Genomic DNA, 17032 nt, shown 5'->3' with positions numbered 1-17032 from the left:
CTACCGACCTGCTGGCCGAGTCGTTCGAGCGCGACGATGCGCTGAAACTCTCCGACGTGGTCATCAGCGCCAACCGTCAGGTGCAGGCGCGCAACGACAGCAGCGCCGCCAACAGCGTGTTCACCCGCGACGACATCGACCGACTGCAACCCACCAGCGTGACCGACCTGCTCAGCCGCGTGCCCGGCGTACAGGTGGCGCCCACCGGTGGCCGTGGCAGCCTGCCGGGGATCTTCATTCGCGGCACCAAAGCGGCGCAAAGCCTGGTGCTGGTGGACGGCCAGCGCATTGCCAACACCACCTCAGGCGACAGCGGGCTGCAGTACCTGAACGTCGACCAGATTGAGCGCGTGGAAGTGCTGCGCGGCTCACGCTCGGTGATCTACGGCAGCGATGCGATTGGCGGGGTGATCCAGATATTTACCCGGCGTAATGCCGAACAGGGCCTGCAGCCACGCTTGAAACTGGGGTTTGGCAGCAACCAGACTTGGGAACGCAGCCTTGGCCTTTCCGGCGGCGATGAACACACGCGTTTCAACCTGGGGGCGAGCCTGGATGACACGGCCGGCATCAATTCCACGCATGAGTCGTTCCCCAGCGATGGCGACCATGATGCTTATCGCAATCAATCCCTGAGCCTGAACCTCAGCCATGCCTTCAGCGACGCGCTGGAAGTGGGTTTCAATCTTTTGGATAACCGTGGCAAGTCGGAATACGACAACAGCTTTGGCCGCTACGACTTTGCGACCGGGCAAAGTGTCGGGCAAAAACCCTACACCGACTACACCGTGAGCAGCGCCAGCGGTTATGTCGACGCCACCCTCAACGAGCGCTGGCAAACGCGCCTGGAACTGGGCCATAGCGAGAACCGCGACACCAAGCGCGACACGCTCAGTGATGATTTCAGCGTGTTCAACACCTACCGCGACTCGGTCAACTGGCAGAACGACCTGACGCTGGATGACCAGAACAGCCTGATCCTGGGCGGCGACTGGTACGAGGACCGCTTCCACGGCAGCACAACCTTTACCGAAAACAGCCGCTGGAACCGCGCAGCCTTTGTGCAGCATCGCTTCCACAGCGAGTGGTTTTCCACCGAACTCGGCGTGCGGCGCGACCAGAACCAGCAGTTCGGCAGCCAGAACAGCTGGAGCGGCACCCTGACCTTGCCGGTCAACCCCGACAATGACCTGCTGCTGAGCTACAGCGAAGGTTTCCGCGCGCCGACGTTCAACGACCTTTATTACCCCGACACGCAGTACAGCAACCCAAACCTGCAGCCCGAGACCTCAAAGAGCTACGAGCTGCAATGGCGCAGCCAACTGAGTGACAGCACGCGCCTGGAGACTTCGCTGTACCGCACGGACTTGAGCGACGCGATCATCCTCGACAACACCAGCAAGCCGCAGAACGTGGCGTCGGCGCGTATCAACGGCTTTGAGGCGGCGCTCAAGCAGGAAGTGTTCGGCTGGCAAGGCAACCTGGGTGTCGCGTTCATCGACCCACGTGACCGCGACACCGGCCACACCCTCGCCCGCCGCGCGCGGCGCACGTTGAGCCTGGACCTGGACCGGCAGTTCGACACGCTGGGCGTGGGCGCCAGCTGGCAAGCCATCAGCAGCAGCTACGACGCTGAAGACAACCGCCATCGCCTGGGCGGTTATGGGTTGCTGGGCCTGCGCAGCAGTTGGGCGGTGAGTCGGGAAGTGTTGTTGTCGATGAAGGTCGATAACCTGCTGGACAAGGCTTATGCGCGGGCGATGTACAGCTACCAAGACCCGAACTTCCAGAACAATCAGCATTATCGTGAAGAGGCCCGGGTGTGGATGTTTGGGGTGACCTGGACGCCGCAGCTCTGACTTAAGGCTGCGTTGCCTGTCAGGGCCTCATCGCCGGCAAGCCAGCTCCCACCTTTGGAATGCATTCAGCCGTCGAAGGGGCGCTGGCCCCCACAGGGGAATACATTCCAAGGTGGGAGCTGGCTTGCCTGCGATCGCGGTCTCAACGGCCCGGTGCAATCACCTGACACAATCGCGCCACCGCCTCCAACATCTGCCCACTGGGCCGTTCCAGGCCCTTATCCGGCACCAACAGCAATCGCCCCTGCATCACGGCGGCGACTTGGGGCCAGGCCTTCCAGGCGTCCAGCTGCGGCTGATCCCCCGCCAGAATCACCTCCGGATTGCGCTGCAGCACTGACTCGACGCTGACCTGCGGCGCCGGCAGCTTGAGGTCATCAAACACATTGCGCGCCCCGCACACCGTCAGTGCATCGCTGATGATCTGACCACCGCCCACGGTATACAGCGGCTGGTTCCACACCTGATAAAACACGCGCAGCGGCTCGGCACGCTGATAGCGTTGGCGCAGTTCGCTCAGGCGCTGACGCAATTGTGTGGCCAACTGGCGGCCAGCCTCATCGCGCCCCAACTGCTGGGCAATGGCCTGGACTTGGGTGGTCAGCTGTTCAAGGCTATGGGGTTCGGCCACGTACACCGGGATATTCAGACGCTGCAACTGCTCACGCTGCGCCGGGCCGACGCTGCCGGGCCAGAGCAGGATCAAATCGGGCTTAAGGCTGAGCAGGCGTTCCATGTCCAACTGGCCGTAATGCCCGACCGAAGGGACTTTCGCCAAGGCCAAGGGACGATCACCGCCATCGAGCACGCCAACCAGCAAGTCGGCAGCGCCCAGTTCAACCACGATTTCAGAGAGTGACGGCGCCAGGCTGACAACGCGTTCGACCGCCAGCGACTGGGCACTGAATGCGAGCAGCAAAGCCGCCAGCCAAAGGCGTCTCATCCTAACTGACGGGGGATACGGTAGAGGTAAAACAGCACCAGCGTCGACAGTGCCAGCAGAAACAGCGGCACGGCTTCCAGGCCGACGAACACCGCCAGCGCGCCGATCCACGCCGGCAGGGCCGCAACCAGTAACGCCGTGCGCCGACGGGCCGCGAGGGTGATCCAGGCGGCCGGTTCTTCGGGGGTGTCGAGGGCTTTTGCAGTGGCGATCAGTGCGTGTTTATAGCCGTGGAAATAACGCAGGCTCAGAAACATCGAGGCCACGCCGGCGATAAAGAACGGCATGGCCAGCACAGGAAGCAGGGTTTGGGCCTGGCCGAACACCAGGTTGAGCACGAACAACGGGAGCAGCGCCAGGGCCAGGTACTGCCACCAATTGAAGGACAGTCGCCGTTTCACCTGGCCACGGGTCACGCGCGGTCGACCTCGCCTTGATGTTCGTTGCCCATCATGTGGTCGAGCTTGCTGGCTTTGGTCGCGAGGTAGAGCTTGTTGTGCGGGTTGTGCCCGGTGTGCAGCGGCACGCGCTCGGCGACGGTGATGCCCATCTCGGTCAAGGCTTTGACCTTGCGCGGGTTGTTGGTCATCAGGCGCAGGGACTTGACCCCCAAATGCTCAAGCATCGGCAGGCAGATGCCGTAATCACGCTGGTCAGCGGCAAAGCCCAGGCGCTCGTTGGCTTCCACGGTGTCGGCGCCGCCGTCTTGCAGTTCGTAGGCGCGGATCTTGTTCATCAGCCCAATGCCACGGCCTTCCTGACGCAAGTACAGCAACACACCACGGCCTTCACGGGCGATGGCGCGCAGCGCAGCTTCCAGTTGCGAACCGCAGTCACAGCGCTGGCTGAACAGCGCATCACCGGTCAGGCACTCGGAGTGCACACGGCCAAGCACCGGCGCGCCGTCGGCGATCTCGCCGAGGCTGAGCACAACATGCTCACGGCCGGTGGCTTCTTCGAGAAAGCCATTCATGGTGAACGTGGCAAAAGGGGTAGGCAGCTTGGAAGCGGCGACGAAAACGACGGGCACCGTGTGCTCCTGATTTCAGATTTCACAGAGGGCGTCATTGTAACAGCAGGTTCCTACAGACGCTTAAGCTGAATTATCGCTGATAAAGATCAATAGGTTCGATTGGCCTTCGTCCCGGTTCTATGCAGGTCAGAACGGATACGGCTGTTTCCAGCGCTCGAAAATCGGCTTCAGCTGGCCATTTTTGACCAGTGCGGCCATGCGTTGATCATAGACCGCCATCAAGGCGCGCCCTCGCTCGGTGTCGGCAAAGCCTACGTACAACGGCAGTTCGGCGATGTGGGTGAGTTTGAATAGCGCCGGGTCATCCGACTGGCCCAGGACGTATTTGGCCTCTGAGTGCGCATCGATATAGAAGTCTACGCGGCCGTGCTGAAGCATCGCCAAGATGCCGTCGCGGCGTTCGATCGGGTTGAAGCGGTGGATGTTGGGCAAATACTCTTCATATTTGTAGCCGCGCACCCAGGCCAGGCGATAGTTACCCAGCGTGGCCGCACTCGGTGTCGGTGCAGTCGCAAGCCCCAGCGCGTAGATGTGGTCGGAGTCAAAATTCCAGTGCGGGTACAGTACGTCGCGGGCTTCATCGCGGTAGGCACCGACCCAGCCATCCACTTCGCCGCGCTGGGCCAGACCGATCGAGCGGGTATACGGCACGCTGCGGGTTTGCAGGGTAATGCCCGCGGGCTCGAACACTTGGCGCAGTATGTCCCAGGCCAGGCCGCTGCCGTCTTTGTTGGTGTAGTCGTTCCATTCCTCACTGGCCAGCATGACCTTGCCGGGCACCCGGGTTTCCTCCGCTTGCACCAGCGTTGCAGCGACACACAACACCATGAACAGCCAGCGGCGCACATCCATAGCGACGACCTCCTACAGCGTAAGCACCTATAGAGGGTAGCGCAGCACGCGGACTCAGGGGGTCTGGCGGAAATGCTGATAGCCGCGCACGGCCGGGGTGATGTCATCCCCGTCGGCGTCGAGCAGTGTCACGCCCTGCCCGGCTTCGACCCGGCCGATCACGTGGACCGGCCAACCGCTCGCCAGCAACGGCGCCAGTTCAGCGGGTGGCAGGGTGAACGCCAACACATAGTCGTCGCCCCCACTCAACGCAGCCACACGGGCCGCGTCAGCGCCCACAAACGCCAGCAATGCTGTGGACAGCGGCAAGCGCTGGCGCTCGACCAGCAGGCTGACAGCCGACGCCTTGGCGATATGCCCGCAATCGGCCAGAAGCCCATCGGAAATATCCATGGCGGACGTAGCCTTGCCCCGCAACGCAAGGCCCAGGGCCAACTGCGGTTGCGGCGACCAGTAATGGGCCAGCAACGGCTCGGCGATGGCGGCATCAGCGCTGCGTTCGCCGAGCACCAGCGGCAAGGCGCCGGCGGCATTGCCCAGTTCGCCACCCACACACAGCAAGTCACCCGGCCGTGCGCCGCTGCGCGTCAACGCCTGCCCGGCCGGCACTCGGCCAAACACGGTCAGGGTCAGGCTCAGCGGCCCGCGCGTGGTGTCGCCACCAACCAGGCCCACGCCACAGCTTTGCGCCATGGCGTTCAAACCCTGGGCATAGCGTTGCAGCCAATCGGCATCGACCGTCGGGGTGGTCAGGGCAAGGGTAAAGGCAAGGGGGTTGGCGCCCATGGCAGCCAGGTCGCTCACCGCCACGGCCAGCGAGCGCTGGCCGAGCAGGAACGGGTCACAGGGGTCGGCAAAATGCACGCCGGCCACCAGCGTATCGGTGGAGATCGCCAGTTGCTCCCCGGCGGGGAGCGCCAGCAAGGCACAGTCGTCGCCGATCCCCAGGGCAATGCCTTCGCCGCCTTGCGCACAGGGCGCGGCGGCGAAGTATTTGCGGATCAGCTCGAACTCGCCCATTGCGTCGGCAAGCGCAGGTTAGCGCTTGTACGCCTTCACTTCGGCTTCACGCAGGCGCGGGGCCAGCTTGTCGAGCACGCCGTTGACGAACTTGTGGCCGTCGGTCGAACCGTAGACTTTCGCCAGCTCGATACCTTCGTTGATCACCACGCGGTAAGGCACGTCGACGCGCTTGAGCAATTCCCAGGTCGACAGGCGCATTACGCACAGCTCAACCGGGTCGAGTTCCTCGATGGTCAGGTCCAGGCAAGGTGTCAGTGCCGCGTCGATCTCGGTCAGGTGCGCATACACACCGTGCAAAATCTCGTGGAAGTACGGCAGGTCGGCGAAGGTGAAATCGTTATCGACGCGAAATTGCGCCTCGATTTCGTTCAGCGAGGCGCCAGCCATCTGACGCTGGTACAGCGCCTGGGTAGCCAATTGGCGAGCAGCGCGACGCTTCTCGTTCTTGGACGGCTTGCCAGCATCCGCAGGGCGCGGGTCCTGAGGGTTGAACTGATCGCTCTCGTCGGAAATCATTTGGCCTCCAATTGCGACAGCAGGCTGACCATTTCCAGGGCGGACAAGGCAGCTTCAGCGCCTTTGTTGCCGGCCTTGGTGCCGGAACGTTCGATGGCTTGCTCGATGGAATCCACGGTCAGTACGCCGAATGCGACTGGCACGCCGAACTCCATGGACACCTGGGCCAAGCCCTTGGTGCATTCACCGGCCACGTATTCGAAGTGCGGAGTGCCGCCACGAATGACCGCGCCCAGGGCGATGATCGCCGCGTACTCACCCTGTTGTGCAACTTTTTGCGCAACCAGTGGAATTTCGAAGGCGCCAGGGGCACGGATGATCGTGATATCGCTCTCGCTCACACCGTGGCGAACCAGGGCGTCCACAGCACCGCTTACCAGGCTTTCAACCACGAAGCTGTTGAAGCGGCCAACCACCAGGGCATAGCGGCCTTTGGGGGCGATGAAGGTACCTTCGATGGTCTTCAGGGTCATTCGACAAATCTCTTAAAGAGCAGGGACGCGAAAAGTGCGTCCCTCAGTGATGTGTTAACCGCGAACAAGGGGCAAAAAACGCCGGCCTTTATTCGGAGGGCACGTATTCTACAACTTCCAGGTCGAAACCGGATATCGCATTAAATTTCATCGGTGCGCTCATCAGGCGCATTTTGCGCACGCCGAGGTCGCGCAGGATCTGCGAACCGGCACCGACGATGCTGTAGGTCGTCGGCGTCTTGACCTGTGTGTGCTCGGCGGTTTCACGAATATGCGCGAGCAACACGTCGCCATCCACCGGGTTACCGAGCAGCAACACCACACCGCTGCCAGCCTCGGAGACCGCAGCCATGGCGGCCCGCAGGCTCCAGCGGCCGGGTTGCTTGACCATCAGCAGGTCGCGCAGCGGGTCCATATTGTGCACGCGCACCAGGGTCGGTTCGTCGGCGCAAATGCTGCCCAGGGTCAGGGCCATGTGCACGTCGCCTTCGACTGAATCACGATAGGTCACCAAATTGAATTGGCCCAGTTCGCTGTCCAGCGGCTGCTCGGCAATCCGCTGAACGGTACGTTCGTGAATCATGCGGTAGTGGATCAGGTCGGCAATGGTGCCGATCTTGATGCCGTGTTCGGCGGCAAACGCTTCGAGTTCGGCGCGACGGGCCATGGTGCCGTCGTCGTTCATCACTTCGCAGATCACGCCGCTCGGCTCGAAACCGGCCATGCGCGCCAGGTCGCAGGCGGCTTCGGTGTGGCCGGCACGCGCGAGGGTGCCGCCCGGCTGGGCCATCAGCGGGAAGATGTGACCGGGGCTGACGATGTCTTCGGCCTTGGCATCTTTCGCGGCAGCGGCCTGCACGGTGCGTGCGCGGTCGGCGGCGGAGATACCCGTGGTGACGCCGGTGGTCGCTTCAATGGACACGGTGAACTTGGTACCAAAACCCGAGCCGTTGCGCGGCGCCATCAACGGCAGCTTGAGCAACTCGCAGCGCTCGCGGCTCATGGGCATGCAGATCAGCCCGCGGGCGTGCTTGGCCATGAAGTTGATGTGCTCGGGCTTGCACGCCTCGGCGGCCATGATGATGTCGCCTTCGTTCTCGCGATCTTCGTCATCCATGAGGATGACCATCTTGCCTTGGCGGATGTCTTCAACCAGTTCTTCGATGCTATTGAGCGCCACGCGGCACCCCCTTGGTCAGGATTTCAGGTAGCCGTTAGCGGCCAGAAAGCTTTCAGTGATGTTACCTGCGGTTGGCTCTGCGGCCTTTTCGCCCAGCAACAGGCGCTCCAGGTAACGGGCAAGCAAGTCGACTTCCAGATTCACCCGGCGACCTGGCTGGTACGAGGCCATGATGGTTTCGCTGAGGGTGTGGGGAATGATGGTCAGCTCGAACTCGGCGCCATTCACGGCGTTCACGGTCAGGCTGGTGCCGTCGACGGTGATCGAGCCTTTGTGGGCGATGTACTTGGCCAGCTCTTTCGGTGCGCGAATGCGGAATTCCACGGCACGCGCGTTTTCGCTACGTGCCACCACTTCGCCGACGCCGTCGACGTGGCCGCTGACCAGGTGGCCGCCCAAGCGGGTGGTCGGGGTCAGGGCTTTTTCCAGGTTGACCGGGCTGCCGCTCTTGAGGTCGTTCATCGCGGTGCAGTCCAGGGTTTCCCGGCTGACGTCGGCGGCAAAGCCGTTGCCCGGCAGTTCGATGACGGTCAGGCACACGCCGCTGACGGCGATGCTGTCGCCCAGCTTGACGTCGCCGAGGTCGAGCTTGCCGGTTTCAACCAGCAGGCGCACGTCGCCGCCTTTTGGGGTCATTGCCTTGATACTGCCAATAGATTCGATAATGCCGGTAAACATGGAAGGCTCCTGGGGGCTTGGCGCAGGCCGGGAATTATACGCCGACTGATGGCACGGGAATGGCAGTGACTCGCCAGTCGTCGCCTACAGCGCGCATTTCAATGATCTTGAGTTGGGGGGCGTCGGCCAGTTTCTCAAGCGGCCAGTCCAGCAATGGCCGGGCGGCGGAGCCGAGGAACTTGCCGGCGACGAAAATCACGTATTCGTCCACCAGGCCCTGCTGGGCAAACGCGCCCGCCAAGCTTGGGCCCGCTTCCACCAACACCTCGTTGACGCCCCGGGCGGCCAGCGCCACCAAGGCCGAGCGCAGGTCGACCTGACCTTCCACGCCCGGCACTACCAGGCACTCGGGGCCACGCGGGAACTGGTTTTCCGGGGTCACGCAGGTGATGACCAGCGCCGGGCCCGCCTTGAAAAACGGGGCATTGAGCGGCACGCGCAGGCGCCCGTCGATCAACACGCGCAAGGGCGGACGCGACATGGCGAGCGCCGTGGTGGCTGCATCCAGGCCAAGTTCGGCGGCGCGCACGGTCAGGCGTGCGCCGTCAGCCAGCACCGTGTCGGCGCCGGTCAGCACCACGCTGGCCTCGGCGCGCAGGCGCTGCACAGCGGCGCGGGCATCGGGCCCGGTGATCCATTGGCTTTCGCCGCTGGCCATCGCGGTGCGGCCGTCCAGGCTCATCGCCAGCTTGACCCGCACAAACGGCAGGCCGTGTTCCATACGTTTGAGAAAACCCGGGTTCAGCGCGCGCGCTTCTTTTTCCAGCACGCCGCTGCGAATCTCGATGCCGGCCTGGGCCAGGCGCTGCATGCCGCGCCCGGCCACTTCCGGGTTGGGGTCCTGCATGCCGGCCACGACACGCGCGACACCGGCAGTCACCAACGCATCGGCGCACGGCGGCGTGCGGCCGTGGTGGCTGCAGGGTTCGAGGGTCACGTACACCGTGGCGCCACGCGCCTTGTCGCCCGCGTCGCGCAGGGCATTGGGTTCGGCATGTGGCTCGCCGGTGCGCTCATGCCAGCCTTCGCCGACAATCTGCCCGTCCCGCACGATCACGCAGCCCACCCGCGGGTTGGGATGGGTGGTGTACAGGCCTTTGCGCGCCAGTTCGAGGGCGCGGGCCATGTAATGGGCGTCGAGGACCGCTTGCTCTGCAGAAGGTGGGTTCATTTCTTGACCGGCTCACGGGCCAGGCGGTCGATTTCTTCACGGAACTCATTGAGGTCCTGGAAGCGTCGATACACCGAGGCGAAACGGATATAGGCGACTTCGTCGAGCTTTTGCAGCTCGCCCATCACCAGCTCTCCAACCACCAGGCTCTTGACCTCGCGCTCGCCGGTCGCACGCAGCTTGTGCTTGATATGCACCAGCGCCGCCTCCAGCCGCTCGACACTCACCGGGCGTTTTTCCAGCGCGCGCTGCATACCGGCGCGCAATTTGTCTTCGTCGAAAGGCTGGCGGCTGCCGTCGGACTTGATCAGACGGGGCAACACCAGTTCGGCGGTTTCAAAGGTGGTGAAACGTTCACCGCAGCCAGAGGCCAGGCATTCGCGCCGGCGACGTACTTGATCGCCCTCGGCGACCAGACGGGAGTCAATGACCTTGGTGTCGTTGGCACCGCAGAAGGGACAGTGCATGGTGGCAGGCAACAAAAAAAGGGAGGGCCATGGTAGCGCATCCCCGTGGCAAGACAAGCCATAGCCTTTACGGTATATAGGCAGGCTTATATGTTTCATATTTTTAAAGCCACGGATTTTGTCCTTTCTGGAGCCGTACATGCAGTTACGACCACTTGTTTTACTCGCCCTGTTCAGTTTTATGGTCGCCTGCAGCAGCCAAGCCCCCAAGCCTGCCGCCCCGCAGCCGACACCGGCGCAAGAGAAAAAAGTGCCCGGCATTGAAGACCAGGGCCCCCTGCCGCCTTACCAGCGTGAAATCAGCGGCATCCTCAACGGCGTGCCTGCCGGTGCCGAAGTCGAACTGGCGTTGCTGGTCATCGACGACCGCTCGCGCCCGCAACAACTGCTCGCCAGCAGCGTGCTGACCGGCAACGCCAAGCCCCTCGCCTTCCGCCTGCGCTTCAACCCAGAAGCGTTCCCGGCCGGTGCGCGGGTTGAACTGCGCGGCCGCGCCAGCCAGTCCGGCCAGTTGATCCTGCACCTGCCACCCGTGCGTATCACTCAGGCGATCACCCAGACCACCGGCCCTCTGCAACTCGTCACGGCACCATGACGCCACCGCTGGACCTGCAACGCGCCCTCAGCGACCTGATCGGCGACGCGCAACTGGTGCCCTGCCCGCTGCCGGGCACCACGTTGTCGTTATGGCTGCTGGACGCCGACAACATGGACCGCGCCTTCAGCCCCGAAGAAACCCGGCGCATCCTGCATGAACCGCCCTACTGGAGTTTTTGCTGGGCCAGCGGCCTGGCGCTGGCGCGCTACCTGGCGGCGAACCCCGAGTGGGTGGCGGGCAAGCGCGTGCTGGATTTCGGTGCTGGCTCCGGCGTCGCGGGGATTGCCGCCGTCAAGGCGGGCGCATTGGAAGTGGTGGCCTGCGACCTCGACCCGCTGGCGCTTGCGTCCTGCCGGGCCAATGCCGAGCTCAACGGTGTTGAGTTGGGCTACTCCGCGGATTTTTTCGCCGAAGCCGACCGCTTCGACCTGATCCTGGTCGCCGACGTGCTCTACGACCGCGCCAACCTGCCGCTGCTCGACCACTTCCTCACCCGCGGTCGCGAGGCGCTGGTGGCGGATTCACGTGTCAGGGACTTCCAGCACCCGGATTATCAACGCCTGGACATCCTCGATGCGCTGACGCTGCCCGACCTGGCCGAGCCGTGGGAGTTTCGCAAGGTGAGCCTGTACCATTCGCGGCGCCCTTGAGGCCATCGCGGGCAAGCCCGCTCCCGCATTTGACCGCGTTTCCCTGTGGAAGCGGGCTTACCCGCGATAACGATGTTGGATTCACCACGCTTTCGGTAGTCCGCGCCAGCCCTTATAGTTGCCCCATTCCCGCTTTATTCGAGACGCCCCATGAGTGAGCCTACGCCGTACATTTTCGACGCCACCACCGCCACGTTCGACCAGGCTGTGATTCAGAACTCATTCGAAAAACCCGTGCTGGTGGATTTCTGGGCCGAATGGTGTGCGCCGTGCAAGGCGCTGATGCCGATGCTGGCGAAAATTGCCGAGAGTTATCAGGGTGAGTTGCTGCTGGCCAAGGTCGATTGCGAGGCCGAGCAGGATATCGTCGCGCGTTTTGGCATTCAGAGCCTGCCGACCGTGGTGCTGTTCAAAGACGGCCAGCCGGTGGACGGGTTTGCCGGGGCGCAGCCGGAGTCGGCCGTGCGGGCGATGCTGGAGCCGCACGTGAAGATGCCGCCACCTGCCGCCGCAGACCCGCTGGAGCAGGCTCAGGCATTGTTTGCCGAAGGTCGCATCAGCGATGCCGAAGCGGTGCTGGTGGCGCTGCTGGGCGAGGACAACACCAACGCCGCTGCGCTGATCCTGTACGCACGCTGCCTGGCCGAGCGCGGTGAGTTGGGCGAAGCCCAGGCCGTGCTCGACGCGGTGAAAAGCGACGACCACAAAGCCGCCCTTGCCGGCGCCAAGGCGCAAATCACCTTCCTGCGCCAGGCTGCCGACTTGCCGGATGCCGCCGACCTGAAGAGCCGCCTGGCGCAAAACCCGCAGGATGATGAAGCAGCCTACCAACTGGCAATCCAGCAACTGGCGCGCCAGCAGTACGACGCGGCACTGGAAGGCTTGCTCAAGTTGTTTATCCGCAACCGCAGCTACAGCGAAGGCCTGCCGCACAAGACCTTGCTGCAAGTGTTCGAACTGTTGGGCAACGACCACCCGCTGGTGACCGTGTACCGTCGCAAACTGTTTGCCGCGCTGTACTAACCGCCGACCCAGCTGTACAGCGGCGTATCCCCGCCGCTGGCCACTTTCACGTTCGCACTGTGGCGCAGGCGCACCAGCAGGCGTTTGCCGGACGCGGCATCTCCCGCCAACCCTTCCAACCGATCAAGCAATTCCAACCCGCTGAGCTGACCGGCGTTGCGCAACAGGTCTTGTGCGTTTTGCCACAGATCATCGTTCTGTTTGACCGGCATGGCGGCCGGCGCGCTTGGCGCTGGGGCGGCCTGCAACTGCGCGCCCAGCCGTGCCCAATCGCCGTCGTCCAGCTCCAGGGTCAAGTCCACCGGCAAGTCGCCGACGGTTCCACGAATTCGTAACATCGTCCTTCCTCCTGCACTTTTCTGACGGGCATGCTCCCACGCGGCTTGCGCAACGCCAAGCAGGCGGTCAAACTCTGGCACTATTGTTATAAGATCACATAACAAAACTTTCATGTTCTGGAGCCTTCTCATGCGCCGTCTGCTGCTCGCTTTGCCGTTTGCCCTGCTGCCACTCGCTATCGCTCACGCCGCCGACGAGCACGACCATGAACATGAACACGGCAGCCTTGGTGCCCACGAGCACGGTGTCGGCCGCCTCAACGCAGTGCTTGACGGCCAGGCGCTGGAGCTGGAATTCGACAGCCCCGCCATGAACCTTGTAGGTTTTGAACACCAGGCCACCACCGCGGCCGACAAAGCCAAGGTCGCCGCCGCACGCAAACAGCTGGAAAGCCCGTTGGCGCTGTTCAACCTGCCCAAGGCCGCCGGTTGCGTGATCAGCACCCAGGAGCTCAACAGCCCGCTGTTCGGCGACAAGCCTGAAGCCGAGCATGACGACGACGATGATGACCACGCCACCGACGGCAAAGGCGCGGCCGCCCACGAACATCATCACGACCACAGTGAAATCCACGCCCACTACCAGTTCACGTGCGCCACGCCGACGGCACTGAGCAACCTCGACCTGACCCAGGTGTTCAAGACCTTCCCTGCCACTCAGAAAATTCAGGTACAACTGATCGGCCCAAGCGGCCAGCAAGGTGTTGAAGCAACGGCCAGCGCAGCCACCCTGAAATTCTGATTTGAAAACCCAATCACTGTGGGAACTGGCTTGCCTGCGATGGCATCGCCGCGGTGTTACCTGACGCACCGCGCCGCCTGCATCGCAGGCAAGCCAGCTCCCACAGGGTTTTGCGCCATTTTTTGAGACCTGTGATTTCCAATGACTCAAGCGTTAATCGAATTGTCTGACATGGGCTTCAGCTGGCCCGGTCACCCGCAGTTGCTGGACATCCCCGCGTTTCGCCTGGAAGCGGGTAAAACCCTGTTTCTCAAAGGCCCGAGCGGCAGTGGCAAAACCACCTTGCTCGGCCTGCTCGGCGGCGTGCAGAAACCCAGCCGGGGCAGCATTCGCCTGCTCGGCCAGGAACTGACCGAACTCCCGGCCGGCGCCCGCGACCGTTTTCGCGTCGACCACACCGGCTATATCTTCCAGCAGTTCAACTTGCTGCCGTTTCTGTCAGTGCGTGAAAACGTCGAGCTGCCGTGCCATTTCTCCAAGCTGCGCGCGCAACGGGCAAAGCAGCGCCATGGCAGTGTCGACCAGGCTGCAGCCACCTTGCTGGCGCATCTGGGCCTGAAAGACAAAGAGCTGCTGGAACGCCGCGCTGATTCACTGTCCATCGGCCAGCAACAACGCGTGGCCGCTGCCCGTGCGCTGATCGGCCAGCCTGAGCTGGTGATCGCCGACGAGCCGACCTCGGCCCTGGACTACGACGCCCGCGAAGCCTTCATCCGGTTGCTGTTCGCCGAATGCCGCGAGGCCGGCGCCAGCCTGTTGTTTGTCAGCCATGACCAGAGCCTCGCGCCGCTGTTCGATCGCCATTTGTCGTTGGCCGAACTCAATCGCGCCGCCACGCCCGCAGAGGTTTGAGATGTATCTGTTCCGTCTAGCCATGGCCAGCCTGGCTAACCGCCGCTTTACCGCGATACTCACCGCCTTCGCCATCGCCCTGTCGGTGTGCCTGCTGTTGGCGGTGGAACGCGTGCGCGTTGAGGCGCGCAACAGTTTCGCCAGCACCATCAGCGGCACCGACCTGATCGTCGGCGCGCGCTCGGGCTCGGTCAACCTGCTGCTGTACTCGGTGTTTCGCATCGGCAACGCCACCAACAACATCCGCTGGGACAGCTTCGAGCACTTCGCCGCGAGCCCCCAGGTGAAGTGGGCAATCCCGATTTCCCTCGGCGACTCCCACCGTGGCTACCGCGTGATGGGCACCAACGAATCCTACTTCGAACACTACCAATACGGGCGCAGGCAAAACCTCGAACTGGCCAGCGGCCGTGCCTTCGCCACCGACCCGTTTGAAGTGGTGCTCGGTGCCGAAGTCGCCGACGCCCTGCATTACAAACTCGGCGACAAGCTGGTGCTCGCACACGGCGTGGCGGTGGTCAGCCTGGTGAAACACGATGACAAACCGTTCACCGTGGTCGGTATTCTCAAGCGCACCGGCACGCCGGTGGACCGCACGCTGCACATCAGCCTTGGCGGCATGGAAGCGATCCATATCGACTGGCACAACGGCGTGCCGGCCCAGGGCAAGGGCCGCATCAGCGCTGATCAGGCGCGCAACATGGACCTCACCCCGCAGGCGATCACTGCGTTCATGCTCGGCCTGAACAACAAGATCTCCACCTTCGCCCTGCAACGGGAAATCAACGAATTCCGTGGCGAGCCGATGTTGGCAATTTTGCCCGGCGTGGCGTTGCAAGAGCTGTGGAGCATGATGGGCACCGCTGAAAAAGCGCTGTTTGTGATCTCACTGTTCGTGGTGCTGACCGGCTTGATCGGCATGCTCACGGCGATCCTCACCAGCCTCAACGAGCGCCGCCGCGAAATGGCGATTTTGCGTTCGGTGGGCGCACGGCCCTGGCACATCGCGACGCTGCTGATCTTCGAAGCCTTCGCCCTGGCACTCTCGGGCGTGGTGGCGGGCGTGGGGCTGTTGTATGTGTGCATTGCCGCTTCGCGCGGGTATCTGCAGGCCAACTATGGCCTGGACCTGCCAATGTCGTGGCCGAGTGAATATGAATGGACGCTGCTCGCCGGTATTCTCGCCGCTGCCTTGCTGATGGGCGTCGTGCCCGCGTGGCGTGCCTACCGGCAATCATTGGCCGACGGCCTGTCCATTCGTTTATGAGGAAGGTGCTGATGCGTCGTGCCCTGTTTGCCGTGTTGTTGTTGCTGGCCGTGCCCGCCTGGGCCGAGGAGCAACCCAAGGATTTGTCCTGGCAGGAGATGATCCCGCCGGACGCGCCGCCGGAAATCCCCAACATGAAGCCGCTGCACGACCTGTCGAACATGGCCGATGCCTTGTCCGTCGAGGCGGCGCCAGCGGCCAAACAGGACTTGCCCAACGCGCCGGTGGTGCAGAGCCTTGACGGCCAGCACATCCGTTTGCCGGGTTATATCGTGCCGTTGGAAGTCAGCGAAGAAGGCCGCACCACCGAGTTTTTGCTGGTGCCGTATTTCGGCGCGTGCATCCATGTGCCGCCGCCGCCGTCGAACCAGATCGTGCACGTGAAGAGCGAAGTCGGCGTGAAGCTCGACGAGCTGTATCAACCGTACTGGATCGAAGGCGCGATGCAGGTCAAGCCGTCGTCCAGTGAGTTGGCGGATGCCGGTTACCAGATGGATGCCGATAAAATTTACGTCTACGAATTGCAGGAGTAATCCCCGCCCAGAAACATCGCCGCTCCCACAGTTTTCGCTGCGTGGTTGCCCTTTCATTGAGCTGAGTCAAAAGATCGAACGGAACGATCTTTACCATTGGACGTACAACTTTTAACGTCCTTTTGGAGCTCCCATGAACAAGTCTCTGCTCGGCGCGTCCCTCTTCGCGCTCGCCCTCGCCGCCCCTGTCGCCCACGCTCACGAAGCGGGCGATATTCTGATTCGTGCCGGTGCTATCACCGTGAATCCGAAGGCCGACAGCAGCAGCGTCAAGGTTGACCAGGGCCCGTTGGCCGGTACCAACCTGGGCGGCAAGGCGACCATGAGCAGCGACACCCAACTGGGCCTCAACTTCGCCTACATGTTCACCAGCCACTGGGGTATCGAACTGCTGGCGGCCACACCGTTCGAGCATGATGTGAAGATCAAGAACACCGCGCTCGGCGCCGCCAACGGCAAGCTCGGCACCCTGAAACACCTGCCGCCGACCCTGAGCGTCGTGTACTACCCGCTGGACAGCAAGTCCGCGTTCCAGCCGTACGTGGGCGCCGGCATCAACTACACCTGGATCTACGACGAGCACGTCGGCAGCCGCGCCGAACAAGCCGGTTTCAGCAACTTCAAGGCTGAGAACTCGTGGGGCTGGGCCGCACAGATCGGCGCCGACTACATGCTCAACGACAAGTGGATGATCAACGCCCAGGCGCGCTACATCGACATCAGCACCAAGGCCACTGTGGACAACAACGCCTTGGGCCAAGGCACACGCGCCAAGGTCAATGTGGACGTCGACCCGATGGTTTACATGGTGGGTATCGGTTACAAGTTCTAGGC

The 17032-nt window shown here is 62.9% G+C and carries 21 protein-coding genes; 9 read left to right on the top strand and 12 right to left on the bottom strand.

Features of this window, described 5'->3' with window-relative positions; genetic code table 11:
- Positions 1 to 8: 8 nt before the first annotated feature.
- Positions 9 to 1859 (top strand): TonB-dependent receptor domain-containing protein, encoded by a 1851-nt coding sequence (locus WBB95_RS11895; RefSeq protein WP_424487775.1) that lies wholly within the window; start codon positions 9 to 11, stop codon positions 1857 to 1859.
- 142 nt (positions 1860 to 2001) lie between these two features.
- Here the strand turns inward: WBB95_RS11895 and WBB95_RS11890 are convergent, their stop codons facing one another.
- From WBB95_RS11890 to nrdR, 11 genes are all read right to left on the bottom strand, one after another.
- On the bottom strand, positions 2002 to 2802 hold the full coding sequence (locus WBB95_RS11890; RefSeq protein ID WP_424487774.1) for a cobalamin-binding protein: 801 nt from the start codon (positions 2800 to 2802) through the stop codon (positions 2002 to 2004).
- A complete protein-coding gene (locus WBB95_RS11885) occupies positions 2799 to 3218 on the bottom strand; it encodes an MFS transporter (RefSeq protein WP_424487773.1) in 420 nt (139 codons plus the stop codon). The genes WBB95_RS11890 and WBB95_RS11885 overlap by 4 nt, the downstream gene beginning before the upstream one ends.
- Positions 3215 to 3832 (bottom strand): GTP cyclohydrolase II, encoded by a 618-nt coding sequence (ribA, locus tag WBB95_RS11880; protein ID WP_424487772.1) that lies wholly within the window; start codon positions 3830 to 3832, stop codon positions 3215 to 3217. The genes WBB95_RS11885 and ribA overlap by 4 nt, the downstream gene beginning before the upstream one ends.
- A gap of 129 nt (positions 3833 to 3961) precedes the next feature.
- Positions 3962 to 4687, bottom strand: a complete 726-nt coding sequence (locus WBB95_RS11875; protein ID WP_424487771.1) for a substrate-binding periplasmic protein — start codon at positions 4685 to 4687, stop codon at positions 3962 to 3964.
- 54 nt (positions 4688 to 4741) lie between these two features.
- Entirely contained in the window at positions 4742 to 5707 is a 966-nt protein-coding gene (gene thiL / locus WBB95_RS11870; protein ID WP_424487770.1) for a thiamine-phosphate kinase, read from the bottom strand.
- A gap of 18 nt (positions 5708 to 5725) precedes the next feature.
- A complete protein-coding gene (nusB, locus tag WBB95_RS11865) occupies positions 5726 to 6226 on the bottom strand; it encodes a transcription antitermination factor NusB (RefSeq protein WP_424487769.1) in 501 nt (166 codons plus the stop codon).
- Entirely contained in the window at positions 6223 to 6699 is a 477-nt protein-coding gene (gene ribE, locus WBB95_RS11860; RefSeq protein ID WP_003176356.1) for a 6,7-dimethyl-8-ribityllumazine synthase, read from the bottom strand. The genes nusB and ribE overlap by 4 nt, the downstream gene beginning before the upstream one ends.
- An 88-nt stretch (positions 6700 to 6787) precedes the next feature.
- Positions 6788 to 7879, bottom strand: a complete 1092-nt coding sequence (ribBA, locus tag WBB95_RS11855; protein ID WP_424487768.1) for a bifunctional 3,4-dihydroxy-2-butanone-4-phosphate synthase/GTP cyclohydrolase II — start codon at positions 7877 to 7879, stop codon at positions 6788 to 6790.
- Positions 7880 to 7894: 15 nt separating this feature from the next.
- Positions 7895 to 8557: a riboflavin synthase gene (locus WBB95_RS11850; protein WP_424487767.1), complete on the bottom strand. Its 663-nt coding sequence runs from the start codon at positions 8555 to 8557 to the stop codon at positions 7895 to 7897.
- A gap of 34 nt (positions 8558 to 8591) precedes the next feature.
- A complete protein-coding gene (gene ribD / locus WBB95_RS11845; protein ID WP_424487766.1) occupies positions 8592 to 9728 on the bottom strand; it encodes a bifunctional diaminohydroxyphosphoribosylaminopyrimidine deaminase/5-amino-6-(5-phosphoribosylamino)uracil reductase RibD in 1137 nt (378 codons plus the stop codon).
- The gene (gene nrdR / locus WBB95_RS11840) at positions 9725 to 10195 is read right to left on the bottom strand and encodes a transcriptional regulator NrdR (RefSeq protein ID WP_162530299.1); all 471 of its coding nucleotides are present in this window, start codon (positions 10193 to 10195) and stop codon (positions 9725 to 9727) included. Before nrdR ends, ribD begins: the two co-directional genes overlap by 4 nt.
- A 139-nt stretch (positions 10196 to 10334) precedes the next feature.
- On the opposite strand from nrdR, the gene WBB95_RS11835 reads away from it, so the two are divergent.
- The 3 genes from WBB95_RS11835 (at position 10335) to trxA (ending at position 12466) form a co-directional block, all read left to right on the top strand.
- On the top strand, positions 10335 to 10790 hold the full coding sequence (locus WBB95_RS11835) for a YbaY family lipoprotein (RefSeq protein WP_424487765.1): 456 nt from the start codon (positions 10335 to 10337) through the stop codon (positions 10788 to 10790).
- Entirely contained in the window at positions 10787 to 11443 is a 657-nt protein-coding gene (locus tag WBB95_RS11830; protein WP_424487764.1) for a class I SAM-dependent methyltransferase, read from the top strand. Before WBB95_RS11835 ends, WBB95_RS11830 begins: the two co-directional genes overlap by 4 nt.
- Before the next feature lie 150 nt (positions 11444 to 11593).
- Entirely contained in the window at positions 11594 to 12466 is an 873-nt protein-coding gene (gene trxA, locus WBB95_RS11825; RefSeq protein WP_424487763.1) for a thioredoxin, read from the top strand.
- Here the strand turns inward: trxA and WBB95_RS11820 are convergent.
- Positions 12463 to 12804: a hypothetical protein gene (locus WBB95_RS11820; protein WP_424487762.1), complete on the bottom strand. Its 342-nt coding sequence runs from the start codon at positions 12802 to 12804 to the stop codon at positions 12463 to 12465. The genes trxA and WBB95_RS11820 overlap by 4 nt on opposite strands.
- 130 nt (positions 12805 to 12934) lie before the next feature.
- On the opposite strand from WBB95_RS11820, the gene WBB95_RS11815 reads away from it, so the two are divergent.
- The 5 genes from WBB95_RS11815 to WBB95_RS11795 all read left to right on the top strand — a co-directional run bounded on the left by WBB95_RS11815 (position 12935) and on the right by WBB95_RS11795 (position 17030).
- Positions 12935 to 13546 (top strand): DUF2796 domain-containing protein, encoded by a 612-nt coding sequence (locus WBB95_RS11815; RefSeq protein WP_424487761.1) that lies wholly within the window; start codon positions 12935 to 12937, stop codon positions 13544 to 13546.
- Positions 13547 to 13687: 141 nt separating this feature from the next.
- Positions 13688 to 14398, top strand: a complete 711-nt coding sequence (locus WBB95_RS11810; protein ID WP_424487760.1) for an ABC transporter ATP-binding protein — start codon at positions 13688 to 13690, stop codon at positions 14396 to 14398.
- Position 14399: 1 nt separating this feature from the next.
- Positions 14400 to 15665: an ABC transporter permease gene (locus WBB95_RS11805; RefSeq protein WP_424487759.1), complete on the top strand. Its 1266-nt coding sequence runs from the start codon at positions 14400 to 14402 to the stop codon at positions 15663 to 15665.
- An 11-nt stretch (positions 15666 to 15676) separates the two neighbouring features.
- Complete coding sequence (locus tag WBB95_RS11800; RefSeq protein ID WP_424487758.1) at positions 15677 to 16198, top strand: DUF3299 domain-containing protein; 522 nt, start codon at positions 15677 to 15679, stop codon at positions 16196 to 16198.
- A gap of 133 nt (positions 16199 to 16331) precedes the next feature.
- The gene (locus WBB95_RS11795) at positions 16332 to 17030 is read left to right on the top strand and encodes an OmpW/AlkL family protein (RefSeq protein ID WP_424487757.1); all 699 of its coding nucleotides are present in this window, start codon (positions 16332 to 16334) and stop codon (positions 17028 to 17030) included.
- Positions 17031 to 17032 lie beyond the last annotated feature (2 nt).

It is taken from the genome of Pseudomonas sp. (assembly GCF_049645325.1).
Taxonomy (GTDB): Bacteria; Pseudomonadota; Gammaproteobacteria; order Pseudomonadales; family Pseudomonadaceae; genus Aquipseudomonas.
The sequence above is the reverse complement of the archived record's forward strand: the minus strand, read 5'-3'. Positions and strand labels throughout refer to the sequence as shown.